Source organism: Nostoc sp. CALU 546, from assembly GCF_048836525.1.
In genome coordinates this window covers 18,100-43,691 of sequence record NZ_JAWJTF010000067.1, presented here as the reverse complement: position 1 = coordinate 43,691, position 25,592 = coordinate 18,100, and the positions used below count along the sequence as shown (strand labels likewise).

20 protein-coding genes are annotated in these 25,592 nt (G+C 41.0%); all 20 read left to right on the top strand.

Annotated elements, in window-relative coordinates:
• Window positions 1-2 precede the first annotated feature (2 nt).
• Window positions 3-2,168, top strand: a complete 2,166-nt coding sequence (locus RRG12_RS27300; RefSeq protein ID WP_420761326.1) for a Rieske 2Fe-2S domain-containing protein — start codon at window positions 3-5, stop codon at window positions 2,166-2,168.
• A complete protein-coding gene (gene fni / locus RRG12_RS27295) occupies window positions 2,165-3,220 on the top strand; it encodes a type 2 isopentenyl-diphosphate Delta-isomerase (protein WP_420761325.1) in 1,056 nt (351 codons plus the stop codon). Before RRG12_RS27300 ends, fni begins: the two co-directional genes overlap by 4 nt.
• Before the next feature lie 39 nt (window positions 3,221-3,259).
• Entirely contained in the window at window positions 3,260-4,162 is a 903-nt protein-coding gene (locus RRG12_RS27290) for a DMT family transporter (protein ID WP_420761324.1), read from the top strand.
• A 52-nt stretch (window positions 4,163-4,214) separates the two neighbouring features.
• On the top strand, window positions 4,215-4,823 hold the full coding sequence (locus RRG12_RS27285; protein ID WP_141699893.1) for a LysR family transcriptional regulator: 609 nt from the start codon (window positions 4,215-4,217) through the stop codon (window positions 4,821-4,823).
• The gene (locus RRG12_RS27280; protein WP_420761323.1) at window positions 4,816-5,523 is read left to right on the top strand and encodes a cupin domain-containing protein; all 708 of its coding nucleotides are present in this window, start codon (window positions 4,816-4,818) and stop codon (window positions 5,521-5,523) included. Before RRG12_RS27285 ends, RRG12_RS27280 begins: the two co-directional genes overlap by 8 nt.
• Before the next feature lie 13 nt (window positions 5,524-5,536).
• Window positions 5,537-6,331, top strand: coding sequence for an SDR family oxidoreductase (locus RRG12_RS27275; protein ID WP_069074358.1), 795 nt, complete (start codon window positions 5,537-5,539; stop codon window positions 6,329-6,331).
• 63 nt (window positions 6,332-6,394) lie between these two features.
• Window positions 6,395-11,260, top strand: a complete 4,866-nt coding sequence (locus RRG12_RS27270) for an amino acid adenylation domain-containing protein (protein WP_420761322.1) — start codon at window positions 6,395-6,397, stop codon at window positions 11,258-11,260.
• 184 nt (window positions 11,261-11,444) lie between these two features.
• Window positions 11,445-12,221: an SDR family NAD(P)-dependent oxidoreductase gene (locus tag RRG12_RS27265; RefSeq protein ID WP_420761321.1), complete on the top strand. Its 777-nt coding sequence runs from the start codon at window positions 11,445-11,447 to the stop codon at window positions 12,219-12,221.
• Between the two features lie 32 nt (window positions 12,222-12,253).
• Complete coding sequence (locus RRG12_RS27260) at window positions 12,254-14,050, top strand: ABC transporter substrate-binding protein (RefSeq protein WP_420761320.1); 1,797 nt, start codon at window positions 12,254-12,256, stop codon at window positions 14,048-14,050.
• A gap of 150 nt (window positions 14,051-14,200) precedes the next feature.
• Window positions 14,201-15,163, top strand: a complete 963-nt coding sequence (locus RRG12_RS27255; protein WP_420761319.1) for an isopenicillin N synthase family dioxygenase — start codon at window positions 14,201-14,203, stop codon at window positions 15,161-15,163.
• Between the two features lie 37 nt (window positions 15,164-15,200).
• On the top strand, window positions 15,201-16,193 hold the full coding sequence (locus RRG12_RS27250; protein WP_420761318.1) for an isopenicillin N synthase family dioxygenase: 993 nt from the start codon (window positions 15,201-15,203) through the stop codon (window positions 16,191-16,193).
• A 138-nt stretch (window positions 16,194-16,331) separates the two neighbouring features.
• On the top strand, window positions 16,332-17,480 hold the full coding sequence (locus tag RRG12_RS27245; protein ID WP_420761317.1) for a hypothetical protein: 1,149 nt from the start codon (window positions 16,332-16,334) through the stop codon (window positions 17,478-17,480).
• Between the two features lie 62 nt (window positions 17,481-17,542).
• The gene (locus tag RRG12_RS27240; protein ID WP_420761316.1) at window positions 17,543-19,072 is read left to right on the top strand and encodes an MBOAT family O-acyltransferase; all 1,530 of its coding nucleotides are present in this window, start codon (window positions 17,543-17,545) and stop codon (window positions 19,070-19,072) included.
• Window positions 19,073-19,238: 166 nt separating this feature from the next.
• Window positions 19,239-21,077, top strand: a complete 1,839-nt coding sequence (locus RRG12_RS27235) for a carbamoyltransferase (RefSeq protein WP_420761315.1) — start codon at window positions 19,239-19,241, stop codon at window positions 21,075-21,077.
• Window positions 21,078-21,082: 5 nt separating this feature from the next.
• Entirely contained in the window at window positions 21,083-21,490 is a 408-nt protein-coding gene (locus RRG12_RS27230) for an SxtJ family membrane protein (RefSeq protein ID WP_420761314.1), read from the top strand.
• Window positions 21,490-21,654 carry a DUF5989 family protein gene (locus RRG12_RS27225; protein WP_334835613.1) on the top strand — a complete coding sequence of 55 codons (165 nt, stop codon included), beginning with the start codon at window positions 21,490-21,492 and terminating at the stop codon, window positions 21,652-21,654. The genes RRG12_RS27230 and RRG12_RS27225 overlap by 1 nt, the downstream gene beginning before the upstream one ends.
• A gap of 10 nt (window positions 21,655-21,664) precedes the next feature.
• A complete protein-coding gene (locus tag RRG12_RS27220) occupies window positions 21,665-22,762 on the top strand; it encodes an SGNH/GDSL hydrolase family protein (protein ID WP_420761313.1) in 1,098 nt (365 codons plus the stop codon).
• A gap of 93 nt (window positions 22,763-22,855) precedes the next feature.
• Window positions 22,856-23,827 (top strand): hypothetical protein, encoded by a 972-nt coding sequence (locus RRG12_RS27215; protein ID WP_420761312.1) that lies wholly within the window; start codon window positions 22,856-22,858, stop codon window positions 23,825-23,827.
• Window positions 23,828-23,901: 74 nt separating this feature from the next.
• Window positions 23,902-24,810, top strand: coding sequence for a hypothetical protein (locus tag RRG12_RS27210; RefSeq protein WP_420761311.1), 909 nt, complete (start codon window positions 23,902-23,904; stop codon window positions 24,808-24,810).
• A 69-nt stretch (window positions 24,811-24,879) separates the two neighbouring features.
• Window positions 24,880-25,563 carry a radical SAM protein gene (locus RRG12_RS27205; RefSeq protein WP_420761310.1) on the top strand — a complete coding sequence of 228 codons (684 nt, stop codon included), beginning with the start codon at window positions 24,880-24,882 and terminating at the stop codon, window positions 25,561-25,563.
• Window positions 25,564-25,592 lie beyond the last annotated feature (29 nt).

Below are 25,592 nucleotides of genomic sequence, written 5' to 3'. Positions count from 1 at the left end.
AAATGACTTTAGTAAAAGAAAAGGAACTTTGTAAACTTTTTGTGGAAGTTGGAAGACAGCAATATTCCCTTGCTGCTACAGGTAATAATTTTGCTAAGAATGATGAAGTAGCATGGAATAGTTTTGTCACAAATTTATTATCAGCAAATGGTGATCCTGCTGTTGAAAAAAATTATAAATATTTAGTTAATGCAGTTGTTGAATATAACAAACAAAATAATTCAGAAGTTAATATTAAAACTGTTTATGATTACTTTGCCGCTAAAATTATTCGTTCAATCTCTGTTGAACCATCAGAACTAGAGAAAAACTGGTATTTTATTTGTTCCTTGGCAGAAATTCCCAAGCCTGGAGATTTTATAGCTGTTCAGATTTTTCAAGAACCGTTAGTGGCTGTACATCAAGCAGACGGAACGGTTCGCGTTTTTCTCAATGTCTGCGCTCATCGCCAAGCACCAGTTTTTGAAGGTCACGGTTGTGTGGGTATAGATAAATCGGCTCTTTGTCCTTATCATGGATGGGCTTATGGTATAGATGGACATTGCAAGAATGCACCAGGGGCAAATAGAGGAGAGTTTGGTGCTGACTTTGATCTCAAAAATTATAGTTTGCAAGAGTTTGAGGTCAAAATTGATGAAAATCAGGCGGTTTTTGCCAAGCTTTCAGAAAATAATCACCTCACGCCAAAATCACCATCTGAAAACTATCAAAATATCGGAGCAAAAATTACAAATCTGCTTAATTCTGTGAGTCCAGGCTATGCAGATGGAGAAACCGCCACACTTCCAGAACAAATCCGCCTGTGTTTGAGAATTGGTTATTTAGAAGAGAATATAAAACAGCTAATTGCAGAAATTACCCCAGAAGGAACAGGAGACAGTCGCCAATTAATGTTGGATTCATTAATTGGCGAACTCAAACACGCGATCCTAAGCGTCGATAGTGATGGGTTAACGCCAGAACTGGATGAGGTAATTCAACGAGTTTACAGCAATGACGAGCAAAAGCAAATCATTGGAAAGTCTAGTGATTATGCCAAAATTGATGCTGATGACATAGAAGACATCTCCGAATCATCTGAAAGAAGACAAGCATTGCCAATCTGGATTTATGGCGATGCAGCATTGTTTGCTCTCGAAGTTGAGCATTTAATTAAACCAACTTGGCAATTTGTTTGTCATATCAACGAAGTTCCGCAACCGGGTAACTTCACTTGGCTGGATATTGTCGGTGAAAGAGCCTACGTCATTCGCACTGCAAGCGGTGAATTATTCGCTGGTAAACTTCAGGATGTCAGACAACGGGGGAGCTATCCGAAATTTGGTTTACCCAACTACGGTTTAGAACCCATCGATATTGACATTTTTTATGGATTCATTTTTATTCGCTTTACTTGGGAAGGCTCAAGATTAGCCGATAGTTGGTATCTACCCGGCTTATTAGAACCCTACCAACTGGAAAATATGCAACCCATTGGTGGAGTTGGTCGGTATGACGTCAATGTAGAGGTGGATTACAAACTGCTGTGGGAAAACTTCTTAGAAGATTACCACTTTCCCATGATGCACAAAGGTTTAACCCGTCGGTTTGGAGTGTCGAGTGATTGTGAAGGCATTAACGGCATGATTATTCCCATGCGCGACCCGGCTTCACCCAGCTTAACCCCAATCGAGCGACAATATTATGATTGCGCCAAAGCGATCGCTCGACATTCTTGGGAGCGTGAACAGGAACTACAAGATTTTGCTGCTGAAAATGATTCTTTGCCCGAAACGCTGTGTTACTCAGCCTTCTGCTCAATGTCAGCGCAAGAAGAAATCCCCATGCCTTTTTCTTTGAGCGTATTTCCCGAACACGTTCAAACTTTTTCCCTAGTTCCCGCCGGCCCCAGAGAGTGCCGTTTTCATGTTCGCAGTTATGGTCATGTTCTTGACCCAAACGATCCTCACACTAAAACCATTGAAGAGGCACGGCTAGCGAACATCCAACTGCTTTTGGAATCGTTACACGAAGACATTCGCGTTAACTACATCTGTCAAGACAGCGTTTCATCGCGGCTATTCGATAAAACAGGAGTATTTAGTATTGCCGAATTTGATGTTGCTAAGTTTCAGGAGGCTATTTACACCAAGCTACCAATAACCCGTTGTCAACAAAAACCATTATGACTACCACTGTCCCATCAGTCAATGCCGTAACCGAAATTGAGACTCGCAAAGCTGACCATTTACGTGTCTGCTTAGAAGAAGATGTCCAGTTTCAGCACGTAACTAGTGGATTTGAGCGTTATCGCTTTACTCATGATTGTCTTCCTGAAATTAACCGCAGTGACATTAATCTGCAAACAACCTTCCTGGGTAAAAATCTCGGCGCTCCCCTGCTGATTTCTTCCATGACAGGAGGAACCGCATTAGCGCAGTTAGTCAATACTCGTTTAGCAACAGTTGCTCAACGCTACCGATTAGCAATGGGAGTTGGTTCGCAACGAATTGTGATTGAACAACCTCATTTAGCTCCTACCTTTGCCGTCCGTTCCTTTGCTCCTGACATTTTGTTGTTAGCGAACTTGGGAGCTGTGCAACTAAATTATGGATGTGGACTTGATGATTGTTTGCGCCTTGTAGATTCCTTAGAAGCAGATGCGCTGATTTTGCATCTGAATCCCCTGCAAGAGTGTGTGCAATCACGGGGAGATACAAATTTCCGGGGGCTGTTGAGTAAAATTGCCCAACTTTGTCAGCAACTACCTATTCCGGTTGTTGTAAAAGAAGTGGGAAATGGAATTTCTGCACCAATGGCACAAAAGTTAATTGATGCAGGAGTTTCAGCCATTGATGTCGCTGGAGCCGGTGGAACTTCATGGGCAAAAGTAGAAAGCCAACGCGCCAAAGACAACAAGCAGCGTCGTTTGGGACAAACTTTTGCTGATTGGGGTTTACCAACCGCCGAGTGCATCAATTCCATCCGAGCGAACGCGCCGACAATTCCCTTGATTGCTTCTGGCGGGTTAATCAACGGATTGGATGTAGCAAAAGCGATCGCTTTAGGAGCCGATTTAGCAGGTTTAGCCCGACCTTTTTTAGAAGCAGCCGTCAAATCGGAAGCCGCCGTTGATGAGTTGGTCGAAGTTCTGATTGCTGAACTAGAAACAGCTTTATTTTGTACTGGCAATACAAACTTAGCAGAACTAAGAAGTTCTGGAGCATTGCAACGGATCTAAATGGGGAATAAATAACCAATGACAAATGACAAATGACAAATGACAAATGACAAACCCACAACTACAGAAAACGCCCTCCACATTCGGGGCATAATTGCGATCGCGATCGTTAGTCTAATATGGGCGACGACTTTTCCAATAACGAAAGATGCAGTCACTAGCATTTCGCCAGCTGTACTTACCGCCAGCCGTTTTACTGTTGCAGCAGCGATATTTACTCCGTACTTACGCTCTCTAAATGCTCAGATATTACGCGACGGCACAGTTTTAGGACTTCTACTTTTCGCCTGTTTCGCCTTCCAAGCGATCGGGCTGGAAACTGCCAATGCCAACCGGGGAGGATTCATTTTTAGCCTAAATGTGATCCTTGTCCCCCTATTGGCAGCGTTATTCGGTCAGCCCTTGCTGCTGAAAACTGTACTCGCCGCCGGAGTTGCCCTTATAGGCATCGGCATTATGTGCTGGGAAAATGGCTCTCTAGGCATAGGTGACTTGTTTTTGTTTGGCGACACCTTTGTTTTCGGGGTTTATATGTTGGTACTTCAGGGAACAGCACAACGCCACTCAACTTTATCTCTCACTGCCATCCAATTGTGGATTGTAGCAGTGTTGAGCGCCGTCTGGGCAGCGCCAGAGATAGTTGGGCAATTTGAGACTCTGAGAAATAATTACGGTCTTATCCTTTACCTCGGTCTGGTAGGAACTGCTGGTACCACCTGGTTAGAAACAATAGGTCAGCAATGGATTTCAGCTTCCGAGGCAGCGCTATTGTGTACCCTCGATCCGGTACTCACGTCCGTTTTTTCCTTTTGGCTACTCGGTGAGAAGTTTGGAGTCCGTGGTTTGATTGGCACGGCTTTGGTACTCGCTGCATTAATTTTGAGTCAGAATAAGTCTCAATATATAGATAGAAAATTAATATTTGGTACAGAAGATGTTTAACAATTACTAATTTTAAGTTTCTTTTTTCTAATATCAGATTTTGGTTAAAACTATGCTGAAGTTTTCGATTGAATTTAGACCTCCTATTCCTCCTACAAAAACTTTTATTATAGGTACATTGGGGCCTAGTGGTACTAGTAGTGACTATGCTTCTGGCTATATAGTCAAACAATTAGAGTCAGAACAATTGACTGGAGAAATTCAGTTATTTGATAGCTTTCCAAATGTCAAAGAAGCTTTGCTGCAAGACAAGGTTGATCTGGCTCTAGTTCCTCATGCGTACCAAATGATTAATGAGTTTTATATGGAGCCAAGTTTTGATTTAGGCTTCATTTTTATCTATCCGACTCCAATTTATGGATTGGCTAAGAAAAAAAATACAGAGGTAGTTTTCAAAGGATCTAGACTTGTTACTCATCCTGCGCCTTTACCTTTGTTGTCAAGACTTTTACCAGACTCTCAAGACCAATCAGAAATTCAGATTGATTTGTCTCCTTCTACTAGCGATGCAGCAATTCAAGTACAACAGGGTTTAGCTACTCTAGCGATTACTAATAAAAATGCTGTTGACGCTTATGATTTGGAGTTTATTTCTACCTATGGAAAAATCCCTATGAGTTGGTCAATTTTTTATAAAAAAATAGCAGAAAGTCATGTCTAAATTTTTTCCAACTCCCAAAAGTACAAAAATTGGTTCAGATGTAGACTTAATAGCTTATGAATGTCAAGACACACTTGTTCAACTAGTGTATCTTGCCCCAGGAGCTAATTTTCCACTACACGAACATCTAGAAAGTCAGATGGGGATGATAATTTCTGGTCGTTTAGAAATGAACGTCAACGGAACTAAAGAAATTATCGAACCGTTGCAACAAGCTTATATTGCCAATGCTTATGTTCCTCACGGTTCTAGAAATATTTTTCCAGAAACAGCACTAGTATTCGATGTCAAACGGATCGTAACTTCCTTACCATCAGAAACAACTGACGAAGTGTTTCTCAAGGTATCGCCTAAAAAAGATGAAATTACGGGTTTCTCATATCAATCTATTGTTGCTTCTTGGTTTGAGATTGCGATTACTGAAATTCCACCAAAAGGAATTATCCCAATGCATCAATCCCCTGGCGAAAAGATGGGAATAATCCTGAATGGACAGTTGATGATGTCTGTGGAAAACGAACAGCAGCAACTAGAATGTGGTAGTATTTATTATGCTCCAGTTGATGTGTTTTGTGGAGGATATAATTCCTCTAATGAAGCAGCATCTTTGGTTGAAATTTTGATTCCGCCTCGTTCTCATTCATCTTACCAAGAAGCTTCTTTTCGTGAAAGAATTGCGCGATCGCTAACTGCAACCTAGAGGACTATTGACTATGGATTTAGGACTAACAGGGAAGGTAGCTTTAGTGACAGGGGCTAGTGCTGGTATTGGTTATGCTATAGCCGAAAAAATGGCAGCAGAAGGTTGTAATTTAATAATTTGTGGGAGAAATGCCGAACGATTAGAACAAGCTGGTCAAAGTCTGGCACATTTTCCAGTAAAAATTATCAGTTTATCAGCTGATGTTCAAAAAGCAACTGACTCGGAAAAGTTAGTGCAGGAAGCTCTTAATAAATTTGGTAAAATTGACATTTTAGTAAACAATTCCGAGGGAGCGAAATTTTCCAGTATTGCAGTAGAAAACCTTTCTGATGAAGATTGGACAACCGCTTTTGAAGGTAAAACAATGGGCTATATCCGCATGACAAGCCTGGTTTTACCTACCATGAAAAATCAGAAATGGGGACGAATTATCAATATTATTGGCACATCAGGGAAAGAACCTTCCCCTCGTTTAATTAAATCAGGGGTGGCGAATGCAGCATTAATTAATTTTACAAAATCTGTAGCTACGCAAGTTGCAAAATGGAATGTGTTAGTTAACTCTGTGAACCCTGGCATTATTGATACACCAAGACATCGAGAATATTTAGAAATATTTGCCCAAAAGGAAGACCGAAATATTGATGCGATCGCAGCAGGAATAAATAACACCATTCCTATCGGTCGTCGCGGTCATTCTAGTGAAGTTGCCAACTTAGTCGCTTTTCTCAGTTCAGAATGCGCCAGTTATATCACAGGTGTCACTATTCCTATCGATGGCGGATTGTCTACAGCAGCTTTTTAAGTAATTTAATTGTATTTTCGCTTGGCGATTAATTAAAAAAATATATATTCCAAAAATACAGTAATGGTAGTTATACAAAGTCAAAATAAAAATAAAGATATTGAAGCCATCTATCCCCTTTCGCCAATGCAGCAGGGGATGCTATTTCATACTCTCTATCAGCCAGAATCAAGAATATACTTTGAGCAGTTTCGCTTTATTCTTCATGGCGAATTAAACAAGATCGCGTTTGAAGAAGCTTGGCAACAAGTGGTGCAAAGACATTCATCGTTACGGACTCTTTTTGTTTGGAAGAACCGTAAACAGCCAGTCCAAGTAGTGCGTAAACAGGTTAATTTACCTTGGATTAATAGGGATCTACGTTTACTTTCGACCAATGAACAACAATCGCAGATTGATGCTTTCTTAAATACAGATAGAGAGCAAAGTTTTGAGCTTGACAAATCTCCCTTGATGCGATTTGTTTTATTTCGGTTAGCAGATGAAACTTATCATTTTGTCTGGAGTTTTCATCATATATTGCTTGATGGTTGGAGTTGGCCGATTCTCTTCAAGGAAATCTTTGCTTTCTACAAGTCCATCACCAATAATCAACAATTATATTTAGCCCCAACTCGCCCTTACCGAGACTACATTAATTGGTTGCAGCAGCAAGACTTGTCTAGTGCAGAGGGATTTTGGCGGCGAACTCTGGAGGGTTTTACTGCTTCTACTCCTTTGGTTGTGGAGCAAGCTGTAGGGCAGATTGCTCACCAGCAAACAAGTTATATTCGACACCAACATTTATCAGCCGAGACCACTACTACCTTAAAATCTTTTGCCCAACAACATCATCTCACCGTTTCTACCTTGGTACAGGCAGCTTGGGCGCTGTTACTGAGTCGCTACAGTGGTGAGCCTGACGTAGTATTTGGGGCTACGGTGTCTGGTCGTCCTCATAACTTATCTGGCGTAGAGTCGATAGTGGGGTTGTTTATTAATACCCTACCTGTACGAGTAAAAATTCCTGAAACTGCTGATTTATTGCCTTGGTTAGTGCAATTGCAACAAGAGAATATAGAACGGGAGCAGTATTCGTACAGTTCACTGGTAGATATTCAAGGCGCGAGTGAGATTCCTCGGAATCAACCTTTATTTGAAAGCATTGTTGTGTTTGAAAATTATCCTGTAAATGCGACCCTACAAGCACTACCGGGTAATTTAAGAATAAGCGATCGCCAAGCCCTTGGAGAAACAAATTATCCCTTAACGGTGGTGGCAATTCCCGGTGAAGAACTGGTAATTAAAATCAACTACGATCGCACTCGCTTTGACGCAGATACAATTGATCGGATGATCGGTCATTTACTCACCCTATTGCAGGGAATTGTTGAGTTACGCGATCGCAGTATAGGCGAATTACCGCTACTCACACCAGCAGAAAAAGATTTACTGCTAGTACAGTGGAATGCTACCCAAGCAGCCCAACCCATCAATGATTGCATCCATCAATTATTTGAGCAGCACGTTGAAAAAGCACCCGAATCTGTGGCGGTGGTGTATGAAAATCAACAATTGACCTACCGACAGTTAAATCAACGCGCCAATCAACTAGCGCACTATCTGCAAAAGTTGGGTATCAAACCAGATGCACCTGTGGGGATTTGTCTGGAACGCTCTCTAGAAGCAGCAGTTGCCATATTAGGAACCCTGAAAGCTGGCGGTGCTTGTGTTCCACTTGACCCCACCTATCCCCCGGAGCGTTTAGCATTTATGCTGGCGGATACTGGTGCAACCGTTGTCTTAACTCAAGCTAGTTTAAAGCCATTACTGGAGAAAGATTTCCACCACCATCTAATTTTGGTAGATGAGGGATGGGACGCGATCGCCAAAGAATCTGATATCAATCCTCAGATAGATGCAGAAGCGCATAATTTAGCTTACGTAATTTACACTTCTGGGTCTACAGGAACTCCTAAAGGGACTCTTGTTCCCCATCGATCGCTCACCAATTTAATAGAACACCATCAAGCGAAGATGACAACAGGTGTGGGTGTTCTTCAGTTTGCCTCCCTGAGTTTTGATGTCAGCTATCACGAAATGTTTGCGGCGTGGGGTTTAGGCGGCACGCTGTATATGATTGGTGAAAGCGATCGCAAGGATTTAGATAAATTAATTCAGTTACTTGCTCAAGAACCAATCGCCAAAGTTTTCCTTCCTGTCACCTTATGGCAACAATTAGCAGAAATATACGGAGAGGAAGAACATCTATTTGAGAATATTAGAGAAGCGATCGCTTGTGGCGAACAACTCCAGATTACTCAACCAATGATTAAGCTGTTTCAACGTCTGGAGAATTGTAGACTCTATAATTTCTACGGCCCTACGGAAGCAGATTTAGTTACAGCTTATGAATTTAGCGACCAGCCAGAAGAGTGGCCAATTTATCCACCAATTGGTAAACCTGCCGTCAACGTACAAGTTTATCTATTAGACCGCAATTTCCAACCCGTGCCAATTGGTGTTCCTGGCGAATTGTACGTCAGCGGTGATGGTTTAGCTCGTGGCTACCTCAACCGCCCAGATTTGACAGAGCAAAAATTTGTCCCAAATCCGTTTCAGGAGGCAGGAGGCAGAAGACTATACAAAACTGGTGACTTAGCTAAATATTTACCAGATGGCAACATTGAATTTGTAGGACGCATCGACGATTTAGTAAAAGTTCGGGGCTTTCGGGTTGAACTTGGTGAAGTTGAAGCAGTCTTGAGTAAACATCACCAAATTAACCAAGCAGTGGCTAAGGTGTTTGGGCAAAGTGCCAGAGAAAAATATTTAGTCGCTTACTTCGTACCAATTCAAGGACAGACTCTCAGCATCGAACAGTTGCGTAATTTTTTGCAAGACCAGTTGCCAGAGTACATGATTCCATCGGCTTTTGTGCAGATAGAGTCCTTCCCCTTGACCCCCAATGGTAAAGTTAACCGTCGCGCTTTGAGCGAACCGACGACCAACCGACCAGAATTAGCCCAAACTTTTGTTGCACCCCGGACTCCCACCGAAGAAATTTTGGCAGGTATCTGGAGGGATGTTTTAGGGTTAGAACAAGTTGGAATTTACGACAACTTCTTTAATTTAGGAGGACATTCATTACTTGCGACTCAGGTTATCTCTCTGACACGCAAAGCATTTAAGATCGAATTACCCCTACGAAGTTTATTTGAATCTCCTGCGATCGCAACTTTAGCTAGAACAGTTGAGGCAGCTAATCAGCAAGAAATTACACCATTAAAAGTGGAACGTTGGCGTAGTCCGTCGCAGACATCGCAGGATGAAATACTGCCAATCTCCTTAACTCAGTTAGAATTTTGGTTTTTCGAGCAATTCTATCCAGGTAATCCTGTTTACAACCTGCCGCTAGTCTATCGCGTCACGGGTTCGCTGGATGTGAAAGCGTTGGAGCAGACTTTAACGGAAATTGTGCGACGACATGAAACCTTCCGAAGCACCTTTAAGCTTAAGAACGGACAAGTAGTTTATGTAATTTCTCCCGAACCTATATTTGATTTTGCCGTAATAGACGTACAAGACATATCTGAAGCGAAACAACAAGCCGAAAAAGAAATTAAGCAGCCTTTCAATTTAGCGCGGGGGCCATTATTGCGGAGTAAGCTTTGGCGTTTGAGCGAAACCGAGCATTTGCTTGTTGTCACTACCCACCATATTGTTGCTGATGGTTGGTCTTTCAGCGTGTTAACCCAAGAAATGGCAACCCTTTACGAAGCTTTTTCTCAAGGTAAACCCTCACCCCTGGCCGAGTTACCCATTCAATATGCAGACTTTGCCCATTGGCAGAGGCAATGGTTGCAGGGGCAAGTTTTGGAATCACAGATGCAATTCTGGAAACAACATTTAGGTCTTACCCCGCCAGTTTTGAAAATGCCAACTGATCATCCACGCTCAGCCGTGCGAACCTTCACAGGTGCGCGTCAACCATTGGTAATTTCTAAAGACTTAACCAAAGCACTCAAGACATTGAGTCAGCAGGAAGGCGTAACCCTATTTATGACCTTGTTAGCAGCACTCAAAACATTACTTTTCTGCTACACAGGACAACCAGACATCATTGTGAGCAGCACCGTTGCCAATCGTACCCGCCCAGAAACAGAAGGATTGATTGGTTTCTTTGTCCATTTACTGCCATTCTGCACCAACTTAGAAGGCAATCCCAGCTTCCGCGAACTACTGCGGCGAGTGCGGGAAGTGGCTTTAGGAGTGTATACACATCAGGAAATGCCTTTCATCAAACTACTAGAAGAACTGCAACCAGTTAGAGACTCTAGTTACACACTGCTAGCTCAGGTGATGTTTGTTTTTCAAAACACTCCAGAAGATGATTTAAAACTAGCAAACTTGACTTTAAAAGAGGAGTTTATTGCAACTGATACCAAAGACACAGCCGAATTTGATTTAAATTTGACACTCCAAGAAACATCAGAAGGAATTGAAGGCGCTCTAGTCTACAAAACCGATTTGTTTGAAGCTGCTACTATTTCCAAAATGGTAACAATCTTTCAAAGTTTGCTTGAATATATTGTGACTAATCCTGAGCAACGTCTTAACGAACTTCCCTTTTTATCTGAAGGAGAAAACTTACCAATTCAAAATTTCAGATTGCCAGTAAATACAAAAAAATCTGACAATGATTTTATTGAACCTGCCACCCCTACAGAAGAAGTCATTCTAGCTACTTGGAAAGAAGTTTTAGGATTAGAACATATTAGTACTCAAGATAACTTCTTTGATCTGGGAGGAAATTCTGCTCTTGTTCTGCAACTAATATACAAACTACAGCAAGCTTTGCAAGTGGAGTTACCTTTAATTGACCTATTTGAAAAAACTACTATAGTTCAGCAAGCAGAAGCTATCTACGATTTACAAAACAATTTATAGGACTCCTATTTAATTGTTGAACAAGACTCAGTACTGATCTATGCTTTCTTTCCTATTCCCTACCCACACAAGTAAATTCAGGAATCAAACCGGATTCCTATATATAGCAGTCCTTAACTTGGCGCTCTTGGTTCGGATGAATCTTGAATTTTAAAATCACTCTGACTCAAACTAGAAAAAAATTGTGGACTCCTACCTTTTCGACCTAAAAAATAAAGTTGCCATTATCACCGGATCTGCACGAGGAATCGGCAGAGCGATCGCTCAAGGATTAGCATCTGTAGGCACAAAGGTTGTAGTTGCTGATATTAAAGCAACCGAAGCAGAAAAAACCGCACAAATAATTCAGGAGGCTGGAGGTGAAGCGATCGCAATTCCCACCGATGTCAGAAATCGCCAAGACTGTTTACGCCTGATTTCGCAAACCGTGGCGCACTATCACAGGCTTGACATCATGGTGTGTAATGCCGGAATTGACATCATCAAATCGGCGGCTGACTTAGAAGAGTTGGAGTGGGATAACATCATCAACGTCAATTTGAAAGGATACTTCCATTGCGCTCAACTAGCCGCAAAACAAATGATTGAACAAGGGACAGGTGGCTCAATTATCATGAACTCTTCAATCGGGGGTGTAGTGGGAATCAATGGCTCGGCGGCTTATACAGCAGCCAAAGGAGGGGTAAATTTACTAGTGCGATCGCTAGCACTGGAATGGGCAGATCATCAGATTCGCGTCAATGCTTTTGCTCCTGGTTACATCGACAACATTATGGAAGGTACTGAGACATTTAGGCGATCGCCCCAAGAGGATCAGCAACATCTAAGTGCGGTGATTCCCATGAAACGACGCGGTAAACCAGAGGAACTCGTAGGCCCAGTGATATTTCTCGCATCTGAAGCCGCTTCTTATGTGACGGGCGCAATTTTGATGGTGGATGGGGGATACAGCGCCATGTAGGGCAGGTAAATGAAGTTTCTGGGGACACAAATATGGAAAGATTGATAAAATTTACTGCTATCCGCCGACGGCAATTGCCAATTTTACTAGGATTTATCCTGGGAATGTTCGCAATTGTTGTAGTTAGTTGTTTCCAAACTCATTTGCTTGCCAAACCAGTAAAAAACTCTCAAATCATCGTTAGTAGTTCTGTCGAACCCAACACCTTTAATCCTCAGCTAATGCAGCAGGGAGTAGGAATTTTAACTTACCTGTACGAAGGGCTAATTCGTGAAAATGGTCAAGGAAAAATTCAACCAGCATTAGCGCGATCGTGGCAAATTTCTGAAGATAAAAAGCGAGTTGTTTTTACACTAAGAAAAGGATTAAAATGGTCAGATGGTGAACCACTAACTGCCGATGATGTGGTGTTTACTTATAAAGATATTTATACAAATGCCGCCATTCCTTCTTATGCCAAAGATTTTTTGCAAATAGGCAAAAATCGCAGTTTTCCTACAGTGAAAAAGCTGGATAATTGGCGCGTTGAGTTTACCCTTCCAGAACCTTTTGCTCCCTTTATTCGCACAACAAAACTAGAAATTTTACCCGAACACATTCTGCGATCGTCTATAACCACAAAAGACTCAGCAGGTAGACCGCTATTCCTTTCAATCTGGAGTACAGATACTCCACCCAACCAAATTATTAGCAACGGTGCTTATAAATTAGAATCTTATATTCCAGGTGAGCGGATAACCTTTCGCAAAAATCCCTATTACTGGCGTAAAGATTTTGAAAGTCATACTCAGCCATATATTGATCGGATTGTTCAAAGTACAGTCAGTAACAATGATACGGCGTTAATTCAATTTCGTTCTGGAGGTCTTGATTTTATTGACGTGAATCCTAATTATTTTTCATTATTGAAACGAGAAGAAAAACAGGGAAAATTCACAATTTATAATGGCGGTTCTCAAATAGGAACCACCGCGATGATGTTTAATTTGAACACAGGACGTAGAAATGGTCAACCTTTAATCGATCCGATTAAATCTCGCTGGTTCAATATGGTGGAATTCCGCCAAGCAGTTGCTTATAGCATTAATCGTCCGCGTATGCTCAACAATCTCTTTGAGGGTGTAGGGGCGCTACAAAATTCACCCATCGCAGTGCAAAGTCCTTACTATCTCTCTCAGCAAGCAGGTTTATCAGTCTACAACTATAATCTTCAGAAGGCAAAAGGCTTACTTCTCAAGGCAGGTTTTCGATACAACAATCAAGGTGAATTATTCGATGTCGATGGTAATCGAGTCCGGTTTACGCTCACTGCCAATGTCGGTAATAAAGTGTTGCAAAACATGGCTCCTTTAATTAAAGACGATTTGAGCCAGATAGGAATTCAGGTAGATTTGAATTTAATTGCAGTGGGATTGGTTGTGGACAAATTAGCAAATCGTCTGGATTGGGATTGCCAAATTATTGATGGTTTTCCGATGACGATAGAACCCAACGAAGCAATAAATATTTGGTCTACTAAAGGAAACTGGCATTTTTTTAATCGCCAACCTCAAGCTGGACAAACGCCGATAACTGGGCAGCAGGTAGCAGATTGGGAGCAAAAAATTGCCGATCTCTACATTCAAGGTGCAGCAGCAAATGAAGCACAGCGACAAAAGATTTATGCAGAAACTCAAAAGTTGAGTCAAGAATATTTGCCGTTTATTTATCTAGTTAATTCGTTATCAATGATATCTGTACGAAATCACATTCAGGGGGTAAAACACTCTGCTTTACAAGGAACATTTTGGAATATTTATGAACTGAAAAGTAATCCTATCAATAATTAACAAATTTGAAGCAAATTCTTCAAACCTTTGCGTTTACTTTGCGACCCTCTGCGTTTCAAAACATTACGATTTTACGCAAAGCTGCACTTAGAAAAACAAAATTAAATCTAACTTTCAAAATTACGAATTACAAAGAGGAATTTTTAAACAATGAACCCAATCAAAGAACGTGAACCCCAAGTAATTGTTTCTACGCCGATTCCTGTGATTGATTTCCATCCATTTATGGTTGGTGATGTTGCGGCTAAAGAAACAGTAGCCAATCAAATCTCGTGTGCTATTCAAGAAACTGGATGTTTTTACCTCGAAAATTGTGTACCTCAGACCTTAGTTGAGCAAGTGTTTGCTCAAGCCCAGAGTTTTTTCGCACTACCACAGGAGGAGAAAAACCAAGCAAAACTAATTCCTGGTACGAGTCGAGGCTATGTTGTTCGTGGTAAAGAGAGGGTATTGCTGGAAGCGTTCAATTTTGGTTTAGACGTTGCGCCAGCAGAAGCGGGTGTAACTCCTCAGCAGTTTGGTGAACCGAATCAATGGCCTGAAAACCAAAAAGAGTTTCGCCAAGTGCTATTGGAATTTTTTACAAATTGTCGTGATGCGTCTTTTAGAATTTTACAAGCGATCGCGATCGCCTTAAAACTACCAGATTCCTACTTCACCGATTTCCATCTAGAACGCAACTTCAACACCTCCATAAATCACTATCCACCTCTACAACAACCCCCCTCTCCCGGCGAGACGCGCTTCGCCGAACATACAGATTACGGCAGTATCACCTTAATATTTCAAGATGAGACGGCTGGATTAGAAGTTTGCAACGATGCTGGGGAATGGATTGCAGCCCCCTTCCTCCCTGGAAAAGTGCTGGTTATCCTTGCAGATTTAATGCAGCGCTGGACAAACGATAAGTTTCCCGCCACCAAACATCGAGTTCCCCTCCCTTCCAAATTCCCTAGTAATCCCAGGTACTCGATTATCTATTTTGAGTCTCCTGATTACGATGCCGAAATTACTTGCTTAGAGTCAAACGCAACTCCCAACTATCCACCAATTCGCACGCATGAATATATCAATCAAATCGCTACAGGAGGTTATACCTCTGAGAAAAAATAGCATGAGCTTGTAAACGCAAAGGTACGCAAAGTTTTTTATGATGACACCAATTAACGAACTGACAAAAAAATCTATCATTTCCACACCTATTCCTGTTATTGATTTCCATCTATTTTTAGTGGGTGACACGGTTGCTCAAGAATTAATTGCCAATCAAATCGCCAGTGCTTTACAGGAAATGGGATGTTTCTACCTAAAAAATCACGATATTTCCCCAACTTTGGTTGCTCAAGCATTTGCTCAAGCCAAGCATTTTTTTGCACTGCCGTTAGAAGATAAAAAACAGATAGCTTTAACAGAAAATTGTCACCGAGGATATATTCCGATGGGGATGTCAAGCATACTCAGCGAACAATTTTACTTTGGGAGAGAAATGAACCCAGAGGAATTGAATAAAGTAGATCATCCTTTTCACCAAGCGAACCAATGGCTACAAAATCAACCGGAATTTAAAGAAGCGATGTTGCAATTCTTCGCAGCTTGCCACACAAGTACGCTGAAAGTTCTTGAAGCTTTAGCTATTGCTTTGAAACTGCCAAAGTCTTATTTTACTGAATTGCATTCTGAGCAAAATCATGCTGTGGGATTGCATCATTATCCAGGTGCATCTCAACTTTCGCCAGCCCAAAATATTCGCCTGGGAGAACATACAGATGGCAATACTATCACCTATGTATTTCAGCATGAAGTAGAAGGTTTAGAAATTTCTACCAAAACTGGAGAACGAGTTCCAGTTCCTATTATTCCTGATACAGTTGTTGTCATGGCAGGAGAAATTTTGCAACGATGGACTAACGATAAAGTCTATGCTACAAAGCATCAAGTTGCAATACCATTTACATCCCAAGGCATCCAGCCAAGATATTCCTTTGCATTTTTTGCATCTCCTAATAATGATGCCGAAATTGCCTGTCCTGAGAGTTGTTTAGAGGGAAATAAAGCTGCAAAGTATGCACCCATTCTAACCAGCGAGTTTTACACCCAAAGGAATAATCAAAACAAATCGCTTTTAATTTCCTCTGAGAATTGAACGGCTCAGAAATTTTAGCCGTACACCATTCGCATACACGTTTGTTTATAAACAATAAACAAACTGCGATATGAGTACAAATATCAATAAAGCAGTAAATCTTACAACATAAAAGTTTATTTTAAAGGCAAACTGACAATGAATGTAGATATTTGGAAAACAATAGTACCAAGACCAGTAGTTATCTTTATTTATAGCTTAATTTTTATACTTGCTTTGATTTCGACTACTGGATTCATCAATACGGTTTTGCCGTCTTCTATGACTCCTAAAAATCTTGGCGAGGTCAGTATTAAGTTTCAATACTTCACTGAACACAAAGATGATTATGATGTGATTTTTTTAGGGCCAAGTAGCACATACTATGGTGTTATCCCGAAAGTGTTTGACGAATTCATGGTAAAAGAGGGTAAGAGTATAAAGTCTTTTAATTTTGGTATTCCCGGTGCAAATGTCTCAGAGATTGATTTTTACTTAAAAAAGATTCTGGCTTTAAAACCAGCAAACTTAAAGTGGATATTTGTAGATCCTTTAGTTAATTTTTTTCAATTTTCCCCTACTTCCGCTAAAGAAATCTATTGGCATACTCCTCGTAAAACAATAGAAAATGTGCAATTAATTCTGGCATCAAATCTTAACTGGAAAAGAAAGATTCGATATGTTTATTTCAACTTCAAAAGCTTTATTTACCAATCATTAGGAATTGGTCAGCTTTCTAGTGTCTGGCAAGAAAAAATATTAGCATCAAACTTATTAAAATCAAATTCATTAGAAGAAATATCTGAGGAAAGGTTAATTCAAGAAGCTGGATATTACGCAATGGATTGGAGAAAAGATATTGAAGACTGGAAGAAAGATTTTTCATTAAGATTTTTAGATGATTATAAACAAGATTTAAAAAAAGCCAGCCCACAAAATTTTAATCAAGAGATAACACCTAGTAATACATACAGCCTTTATGGAATTAAAATGATTAAAGAAATTGCTTACAAGATTAATAACCAGAAGGAAATTAGCAAAAACAAAATTGAGCCGATCTTTTTTATTCCTCCAAATCTAGAGTTTGAAAATAACAATGCTATTATCAAAGCTTACGATTTAGGGTATATTCCAGTCTTATTCGCTTTTAATAATCCTCAAAGGTTTGCTAATTTATATAAACTCGATCACAGAATCGATCGTGTACATCTAAATTACCAAGGCGCTCAAGAATTAACTCTTGCTATGGCAGAAAAATTTTCTCAGCATCTTAAGTTATCTCAAGCTATATCGATAAGTCAGAATTGATCTGCTAGAAGGCTACTTATGAACTGACAAAACTTGAATTAAATTCACACATTAGCATAAATATGGTTTTTACAGAATTTCGTTTTCTCTTTTTCTTTATTCTTATTTTCTGCGTCTACTGGGCTTTACAGAAACACAATCATCGTAAATCCTGGTTGTTAATCTGTAGTTATATCTTCTATGGTGCTTGGGATTGGCGCTTTCTTTCCCTGCTTTTACTCTCGACAGTAGTTGATTATTTTGTCGGTTTGATGCTATCTAGACCACAGTCCGATAGTTCAAAAGCAGGAAAAGAAATTCAAGTTAGCAATGCAGTACAAAATGGAGAAACTCAAAATAGATGGATATTCTCTTGGGATACACTGCTGAATAAACCAACGAATAAACAACAGCGCCAAGCATGGTTAGCACTCAGTTTAGTTGTAAATTTAGGATTATTAGGATTTTTTAAGTACTATAACTTTTTTACTGATTCTGCCTCACACTTATTAAATTTTTTGGGGCTACCTATTAGTATTAAAACCCTTGCAATCATTCTTCCAGCAGGCATTAGCTTTTACACATTTCAAACTCTGAGCTATTCTATTGATGCGTATCTGGGTAAACTAAAACCTATTAGAAGTTTTTGGGATTTTTCTCTATTTGTAGCTTTTTTCCCTCAATTAGTTGCAGGCCCCATTGTCCGCGCATCTACTTTTTTGCCTCAACTATTAACTCCGAAAACTTTAAGCGAGGTTGATTTTCGGGGGTGTTTAACGCTTTTTATGGTGGGATATTTCAAGAAAGCTTGTATTTCGGATAATCTTTCTCCCTTGGTAGACCAGTATTTCACGAATCCAGAAATTTATACCGCCTTGAGTTGCTGGATTGCTGTGATTTCTTTTGTTATACAAATATACTGCGACTTTTCTGGCTATTCTGATATGGCGATCGCTTGTGCCGGCTTACTTGGATATAAGCTACCTCTCAACTTTAATTTTCCCTACTTTTCGAGAAATATCACTGAGTTGTGGCAACGTTGGCACATTACCCTTTACAGCTGGCTGCGAGACTATATTTATATCCCTTTAATGAGAATGCGACCAAAAGCTCAACGCACAGAACTGTTTGGGTATAGAAATATTCTCATTTTGATGCTTACCTCTGGATTCTGGCATGGTGCTGCTTGGCATTTTGTCGTTTGGGGAGGATTGAATGGAATCGCTGTAGTTGTTCATAAGCAATGGTCATCTTGGATTTCTCCCTACAAGCAATTTTTGACACTGAGAAATATGTTAGGAATGCCTCTAACATTTTATTGGTTTTGTGCTTCTGCAATCTTCTTTCGGAGTAATGATTTCAGCAGTGCGATGGAAGTAGAGAAAAGTTTTCTATTCTTTAATTCTCCTGGATTTCAAAATCTAAATATCCAAATTGGATGGTTTTTTATCCCTTTAATTATCATGCATTGGGCAGCCTATAAGGGTTGGTTCGCGGAGGTGTGGCGTAAAATTCCCAATTGGAGTTTTGCTGTTTTCTATGGGATGTTAGTTTCAGTGATACTTCGGTTTGCAGCAATCAGTCCTCAAGCTTTTGTTTACTTTCAGTTTTAATGAGCGTTAGTAAAAAACCTTTTTTTAATATGAGCAATAATCCCATTTTGCAATCCATACAATCTTTGATTCACTACTTGCCATTTAATAAACAAAAGAGTTTGACTCTATGGAAATTGAGCGATATCGAGTTATGAATTAAGCCGTTATTATATCTATAAGAAAAATGTATATTCTGGGAATTTCAGCTTATTACCACGATAGTGCCGCCGCCTTAATTGTTGACGGTGACATTGTTGCCGCAGCTCAAGAGGAGCGTTTTTCTCGTAAAAAACATGATGCGAGATTTCCTAAAGATGCGATCGCCTATTGTCTCAAACAAGCAGGTATTGGATTGCAACAAGTAGACCAAATCGTTTTCTACGATAAGCCATTGGTCAAATTTGAGCGGCTACTAGAAACCTATCTCGCCTACGCGCCCAAGGGATTGCGTTCTTTTATTGCCGCGATGCCAGTTTGGTTAAAAGAAAAGCTTTATCTAAAATCCCTGTTAAAAAGAGAACTAGCAACCCTCGGAGATTGCAAAAAAACGCAATTGCCCCAACTTTTATTTACTGAACATCACCAAGCGCACGCTGCTTCTGCCTTTTTCCCCAGTCCCTTTGATCGGGCGGCGGTGCTGTGCCTCGATGGAGTTGGAGAGTGGGCAACCACCTCGGTTTGGTTGGGAGAAGACCATCAACTAACTCCCCAATGGGAAATTGATTTTCCCCATTCTTTAGGGCTACTTTATTCTGCCTTCACCTACTACACGGGTTTCAAGGTCAACTCTGGGGAATACAAACTCATGGGTTTAGCGCCTTACGGTGAACCCAAATATGTAGACCATATCCTCAACCATCTTTTGGATCTCAAAGAAGATGGCACGTTTCGGTTGAATATGGACTACTTCAACTACGCCACGGGGTTGACCATGACTACCCCGAAATTTCATGAACTGTTTGGTGGTTCGCCACGCCAAAGCGAGGGTAAACTTACTCAGCGAGAAATGGATATAGCTTGTTCTATCCAATACGTTACCGAAGAAGTGGTTTTGCGTTTGGCAAGAACGGTTAAGAAAGAACTGAATACAGACTATCTCTGTTTAGCTGGTGGAGTTGCCTTGAATTGCGTCGCCAATGGACGCATTTTGCGAGAAACGAATTTTCGAGATATTTGGATTCAACCCGCCGCCGGGGATGCAGGGGGAGCAGTTGGGGCAGCATTAGCTATTTGGCATCAATATCATGAAAAGCCGCGCATTCCTCACGATGGAGATGCTATGCGCGGCGGCTATCTAGGCCCTTGCTTTGGGAAAACAGAGATTCAAGACTATCTCCAGTCTGTGAATGCGCCCTATCAATATTTAGAAGATGACAAACTCATGCCTCATCTTGCCGAAATTCTAGAGCAAGGGAACGTTGTAGGTTGGTTCTCTGGACGGATGGAGTTTGGCCCACGGGCGTTAGGTGGTCGCTCGATTATCGGTGATCCTCGCAGTTCTAAGATGCAGTCGGTGATGAACCTGAAAATAAAATACCGCGAATCCTTCCGTCCCTTTGCCCCTTCCGTCTTAGCAGAACAGGTTTCCAACTACTTTGAGATTGACCGTCCCAGCCCTTATATGCTTTTGGTTGCACCCATCAAAGCCGAGTTGCGAATTCCCATGACAACAGAACAAGAGGAATTGTTTGGTATTGAAAAGTTAAACGTGAAGCGATCGCAAATTCCCGCCGTCACCCACGTAGATTACTCGGCTCGGATTCAAACCGTTCATCAACAAACTAATCCTCGATACTATGAGTTGCTACGTCATTTTCAGGCAAAAACTGGCTGTGCAGTTTTGGTAAACACATCATTTAATGTCCGGGGTGAACCGATTGTGTGTACCCCAGAAGATGCCTATCGCTGTTTTATGAGAACAGAGATGGATTATTTAGTGTTGGAGAACTTTATCCTGGCCAAATCTGATCAACCCCAGATCCAGAAAGATGAATCTTGGAAAACAGAATTTGAATTAGATTAACGCTGATGAACGAAATACAACAACTTGATCGGAAAGGACTACGGGATTTTGGACTGCTTGGCGGTGCGATCGCGGCTGGCTTATTCGGTAGTCTACTACCCCTGATCCACCATGAATCTTTACCCATTTTACCTTGGGTAATTGCTAGCATTCTTTGGGTTTGTGCGATCGTTGCACCCTCTACCCTCAATGGTATCTACCAAATTTGGATGAGGATTGGCCTAGTTTTAGGCTGGATTAATACGCGCATCATTCTAAGCATTGTTTTCTATGCTTTATTGATGCCAATGGGTTTAGTAATGCGGGGTGTATTTCATCAAGACACCATGAAAAGAAAGTTAGATGCTGATTTAACAACTTATCGCGTTATCAGTCAAGTAAAACCTAGAGAAAAAATGGAGAAACCTTTCTAATGTTTGAAACAACACAAGACTTCCTCAAAGATTTATGGGGCTTTCTCAAAGAACGTCAAAAATTCTTCTTGCTTCCACTTATCGGCACACTATTGCTTTTAGGTCTTCTGATTGTGTTCGCACAGTCATCCGTTCTAGCACCATTTATTTACACGTTGTTTTAAGGAATATAACGTGACAACATCATCACAATTTAAGCCTTGGCTACAAAATTTATTGCTCATGCTGGCTGGAATTATAGTTGGGCTGTTGATTGTTGAAACTTTTGCCATTAGTACGGGAGTTGCTGCTCCGCAAAAGTCTAAGGCACAAATTTTTTATCAATTTATTCAACCGGATGCTCAATTAGGCTATAAGCCCAAATCTAATCTCAGAGACTTTAAGACTGTTTGGAAGGAAGCAAAAGTTGCAGAGGTCGCTAATACAGATGGTTATGGATTTCGCAATCTTGGTAAAGATTACACACAATCTAACTTGTATTTTATTGGAGATTCATTTACATGGGGTCAATGGGTCAGTGAGGAAAAAACATTTCCCAGGATTGTTGAATCAGAACTGAAGCAACCAGTAATTAACTTAGGTGTTCCGGGTTATTCTTTTGCACAATATGAAACATTGTCTAATGAATGGATATCTAAATATAAACCCAATACGGTAATCTTATCTATAGTTGCTAATGATTTGACCAATTATTCATCTGATATTGGTCAAAAGATATACGATACGCTTAAAGAGAGAAGTTTTTCGCCTTGGTATGAAAAAACTTTTTTGTACCAGTTCGTTTTGAAAAATAACAAAAAAAGCTTACAAGCATCAATCACAAATCCTATTTCTAAAGAAGCAAAAAATGGTTTAACTCTATTTAATTTATCGCTGGCACAACCTGAATCAGGTGTTGGTGTAGATAGCGATTATTTGAAATCTGGTGCTGCTGTAAAAGTAGAAGCGGCATTATCACGCATCATTAACTTGACCAAAGAAAATCAAGTGAAGCTGTTTGTTTTTCTTGTACCTTCAAAAGAATCAGCATATATCAACGATTACATCAAGTTGTTTCCTGAGAATGTAGCTTTGCTCAAAAATGAAGAGATTGGGTATCAGCGTTTATGTGAGATCGCGAAATCACAAGATGTAACTTGTGTCAATCTAACTGATGATTTTAGGAAAAATAGTGAGCAAGAAAAGCTTTACTTTGATATCGATGGTCATTGGAATTCTGCGGGACATAAACTAGCCGCTAAGGTGATTTTAGATACTCTAGATAATTCGTAATTCGTAATTCGTAATTCGTAATGACGCTCCTGCGTCGCTAACGCTGCGCTAACGTAATTCGTAATTAATTGTTTTGAAAAAATCAAAGAGCAAATGACAATAAGCCAAACAACTGTAGAGGAAATATCTAACGAAATGCCAACTGGCGAAATGGAACCTCAAGATGCGTCTCGACGTATGCCCTATCCTCCACCAACCCCATACCCGATGATGGGTGCTGCTTCAACGGAAGATATGCCAACTTTTGCGATGGATGGCGAAAATCTTGGGGGTTACTCCCAGTACGGTGTTGCTGCTAGTTCGAGGGCAGAAAATCAGTTAGATATCTTTACCATTGGTAAGGATAGCGCTATGTACTACAAAAAGTGCGATCGCTCAGTCTGGAGTGATTGGGAAAGGCTAGGGGGCTTCTGTATTTCTGCGCCAGTGGCGGTTTCTAGACGAGAGAACCGGATTGATACTTTTGTGATTGGGGGCGATCGCTCCGTCTACTACAAGTACTGGAATGGCTCAACCTGGAGTGATTGGTTAAATCTTGGGGGTTACTCTCAGTTTGGTGTCGCGGCTGCTGCTTGGGGAGAACATCGGCTGGATCTTTTTATTGTCAACTGGGATGGAGCCATATACCAAAAGTTTTGGGATGGCTCAATCTGGAGTGATTGGGAAAGGCTTGGTGGCTACTGTATTTCAACACCAGCTGCCATTTCTTGGGGATTAAACCGGATTGACATCTTTGCCTTGGGTAGCGATCGCGCCGTCTACCAAAACTACTGGAATGGCTCAAATTGGGTTGGTTGGGAAAAACTTGGTGGCTACTCTCAGTATGGTGTTGCGGCTGCTTCTGGAATTGAAAATCGCCTAGATATCTACATTATTGCTCGTAATGGTGCTGTGTACCAGAAGTACTGGGATGGCTCAAACTGGATCGGTTGGAATAATCTCGGTGGCTACTCTATTGCTGCACCGGCTGCGGTTGCCTCAGCGCCAAACCGCGTTGACACTTTTGTGTTGGGTAGCGATCGCGCCGTTTACCACAAGTGGTACAGCGTAGCTGGCACAGTTTAATTAATTGGATCACAGAACAAGCGGATTTATTCGTGAGAGCAATCTAAAATCTAAAATTTAAAATCTAAAATCGGATGACAACAAGCTATCCAACTACACCAGCAATTTCTCAGACTCAACCCACTGGGGGTATGCCATTTCCGGCGATGAGTCCCGCCTCAAAAGAAGGTATGCCAACATTTTCCAGCGATTGGGAAAATTTAGACGGATACTGCCAGTATGGTGTAACAGCCGCTTCTTGGTCAGAAAATCGCCTGGATATCTTACTCACCGCGAGTATTGGCCCTCTGTGGCATAAGTGGTGGGATGGCTCAACTTGGAGCGATTGGGAAAGACTCGGTGGTTATTGTATTTCCTCGCCAGCTGCGGTTTCTTGGGGGGCGAACCGCATTGACACTTTCGTTTTGGGTAGCGATCGCGCCACTTACCGGACATGGTGGGATGGTTCAAAATGGAGTCGTTGGGAAAACCTTGGCGGCTACTCCCACTATGGTGTCGCCGCCGCTTCTGATGGTGAAAATCGGCTAGATATTTTTACTGTTGGCATTGATGGCGGGATGTACCACAAGCGTTGGAATGGTTCAACCTGGAGTGATGGGGATAATCTCGGTGGATACTGTCTTTCTGCACCAGCTGCGGTTTCTTGGGGGAAAAACCGCATTGATACCTTTGTCTTAGGTGGGGATGGCGCGATCTACCGCAAGGGTTGGAATGGCTCAACTTGGAGTGCTTGGGAAAACCTTGGAGGGTATTGTCAGTACGGTGTTACCGCCACTTCTACTACTGAAAATCAACTAGATATCTTTACTGTTGGCTGTGATGGTGCAATGTACCGCAAGAGTTGGGATGGTTCAGCCTGGAGTGATTGGGATAATCTCGGTGGATATTGTACTTCTGCACCAGCTGCGGTTTCTCGGAGTCCTAACTGCATTGACACCTTTGTTGCAGGTGGCGATCGCGCCGTCTACCACAAATCTTACTAAACTCATGCACTCCACGCACAAATGAATGATTGTATTGAATAGTTGTTGATATTTTACGGGTTCAAAATTATGTATATTTATCAAGTTGAAATCTCCAATTTTTGTAATCTAACCTGTTCTTACTGTCCTCACCCATCTCAAGGTAGATCGAAAGGAAATATGTCTTTTTCTACATTTGTAGATGTTGTTGAATTAGCACTTGAATGTGGACAAAAAGATTTGTTTCTTAACAATTTTGGAGAACCCCTACTTCACCCAGAATTATTAGACTTTATCGCCTATGCTAAAACCAAAGGAATTGAGTGCAATTTTATCACCAACGGTATACTCCTTGATGAGGCAATGGCATGGCGCTTGTCTGAATTAGGAATACACGATATTTATCTCTCGGAACATCTGATTGGGCAGAAAGAGCGCATTCAACAAATGTTTCAGGAAAAATCTATTCCTTTGTCTATCGTCTATACCTATAATCCTCATCAGCAGGAAAAGCATGATTGGGCTGGACAAGTTACTTCTAAAACTACATCACGCCGAAGTTTAACTAGTACAATAGAAAAGCAAAAGCCGTGCATTTTTGAAACTAAAAAACGAGTTGTGGTTTTGTGGGATGGAAGTATCAACACCTGTTGTATAGATGTAAATGGAACAGGTATTGTGGGTTCTGTTAAAGATTATCTTGGTAGAACACATGAATATGAATTTAATTCAATCCCACTATGCAGCACTTGTGATTTAATGCGTGAAGAATAATTATTCAATCAGGCAGGGGCAGAAGATTC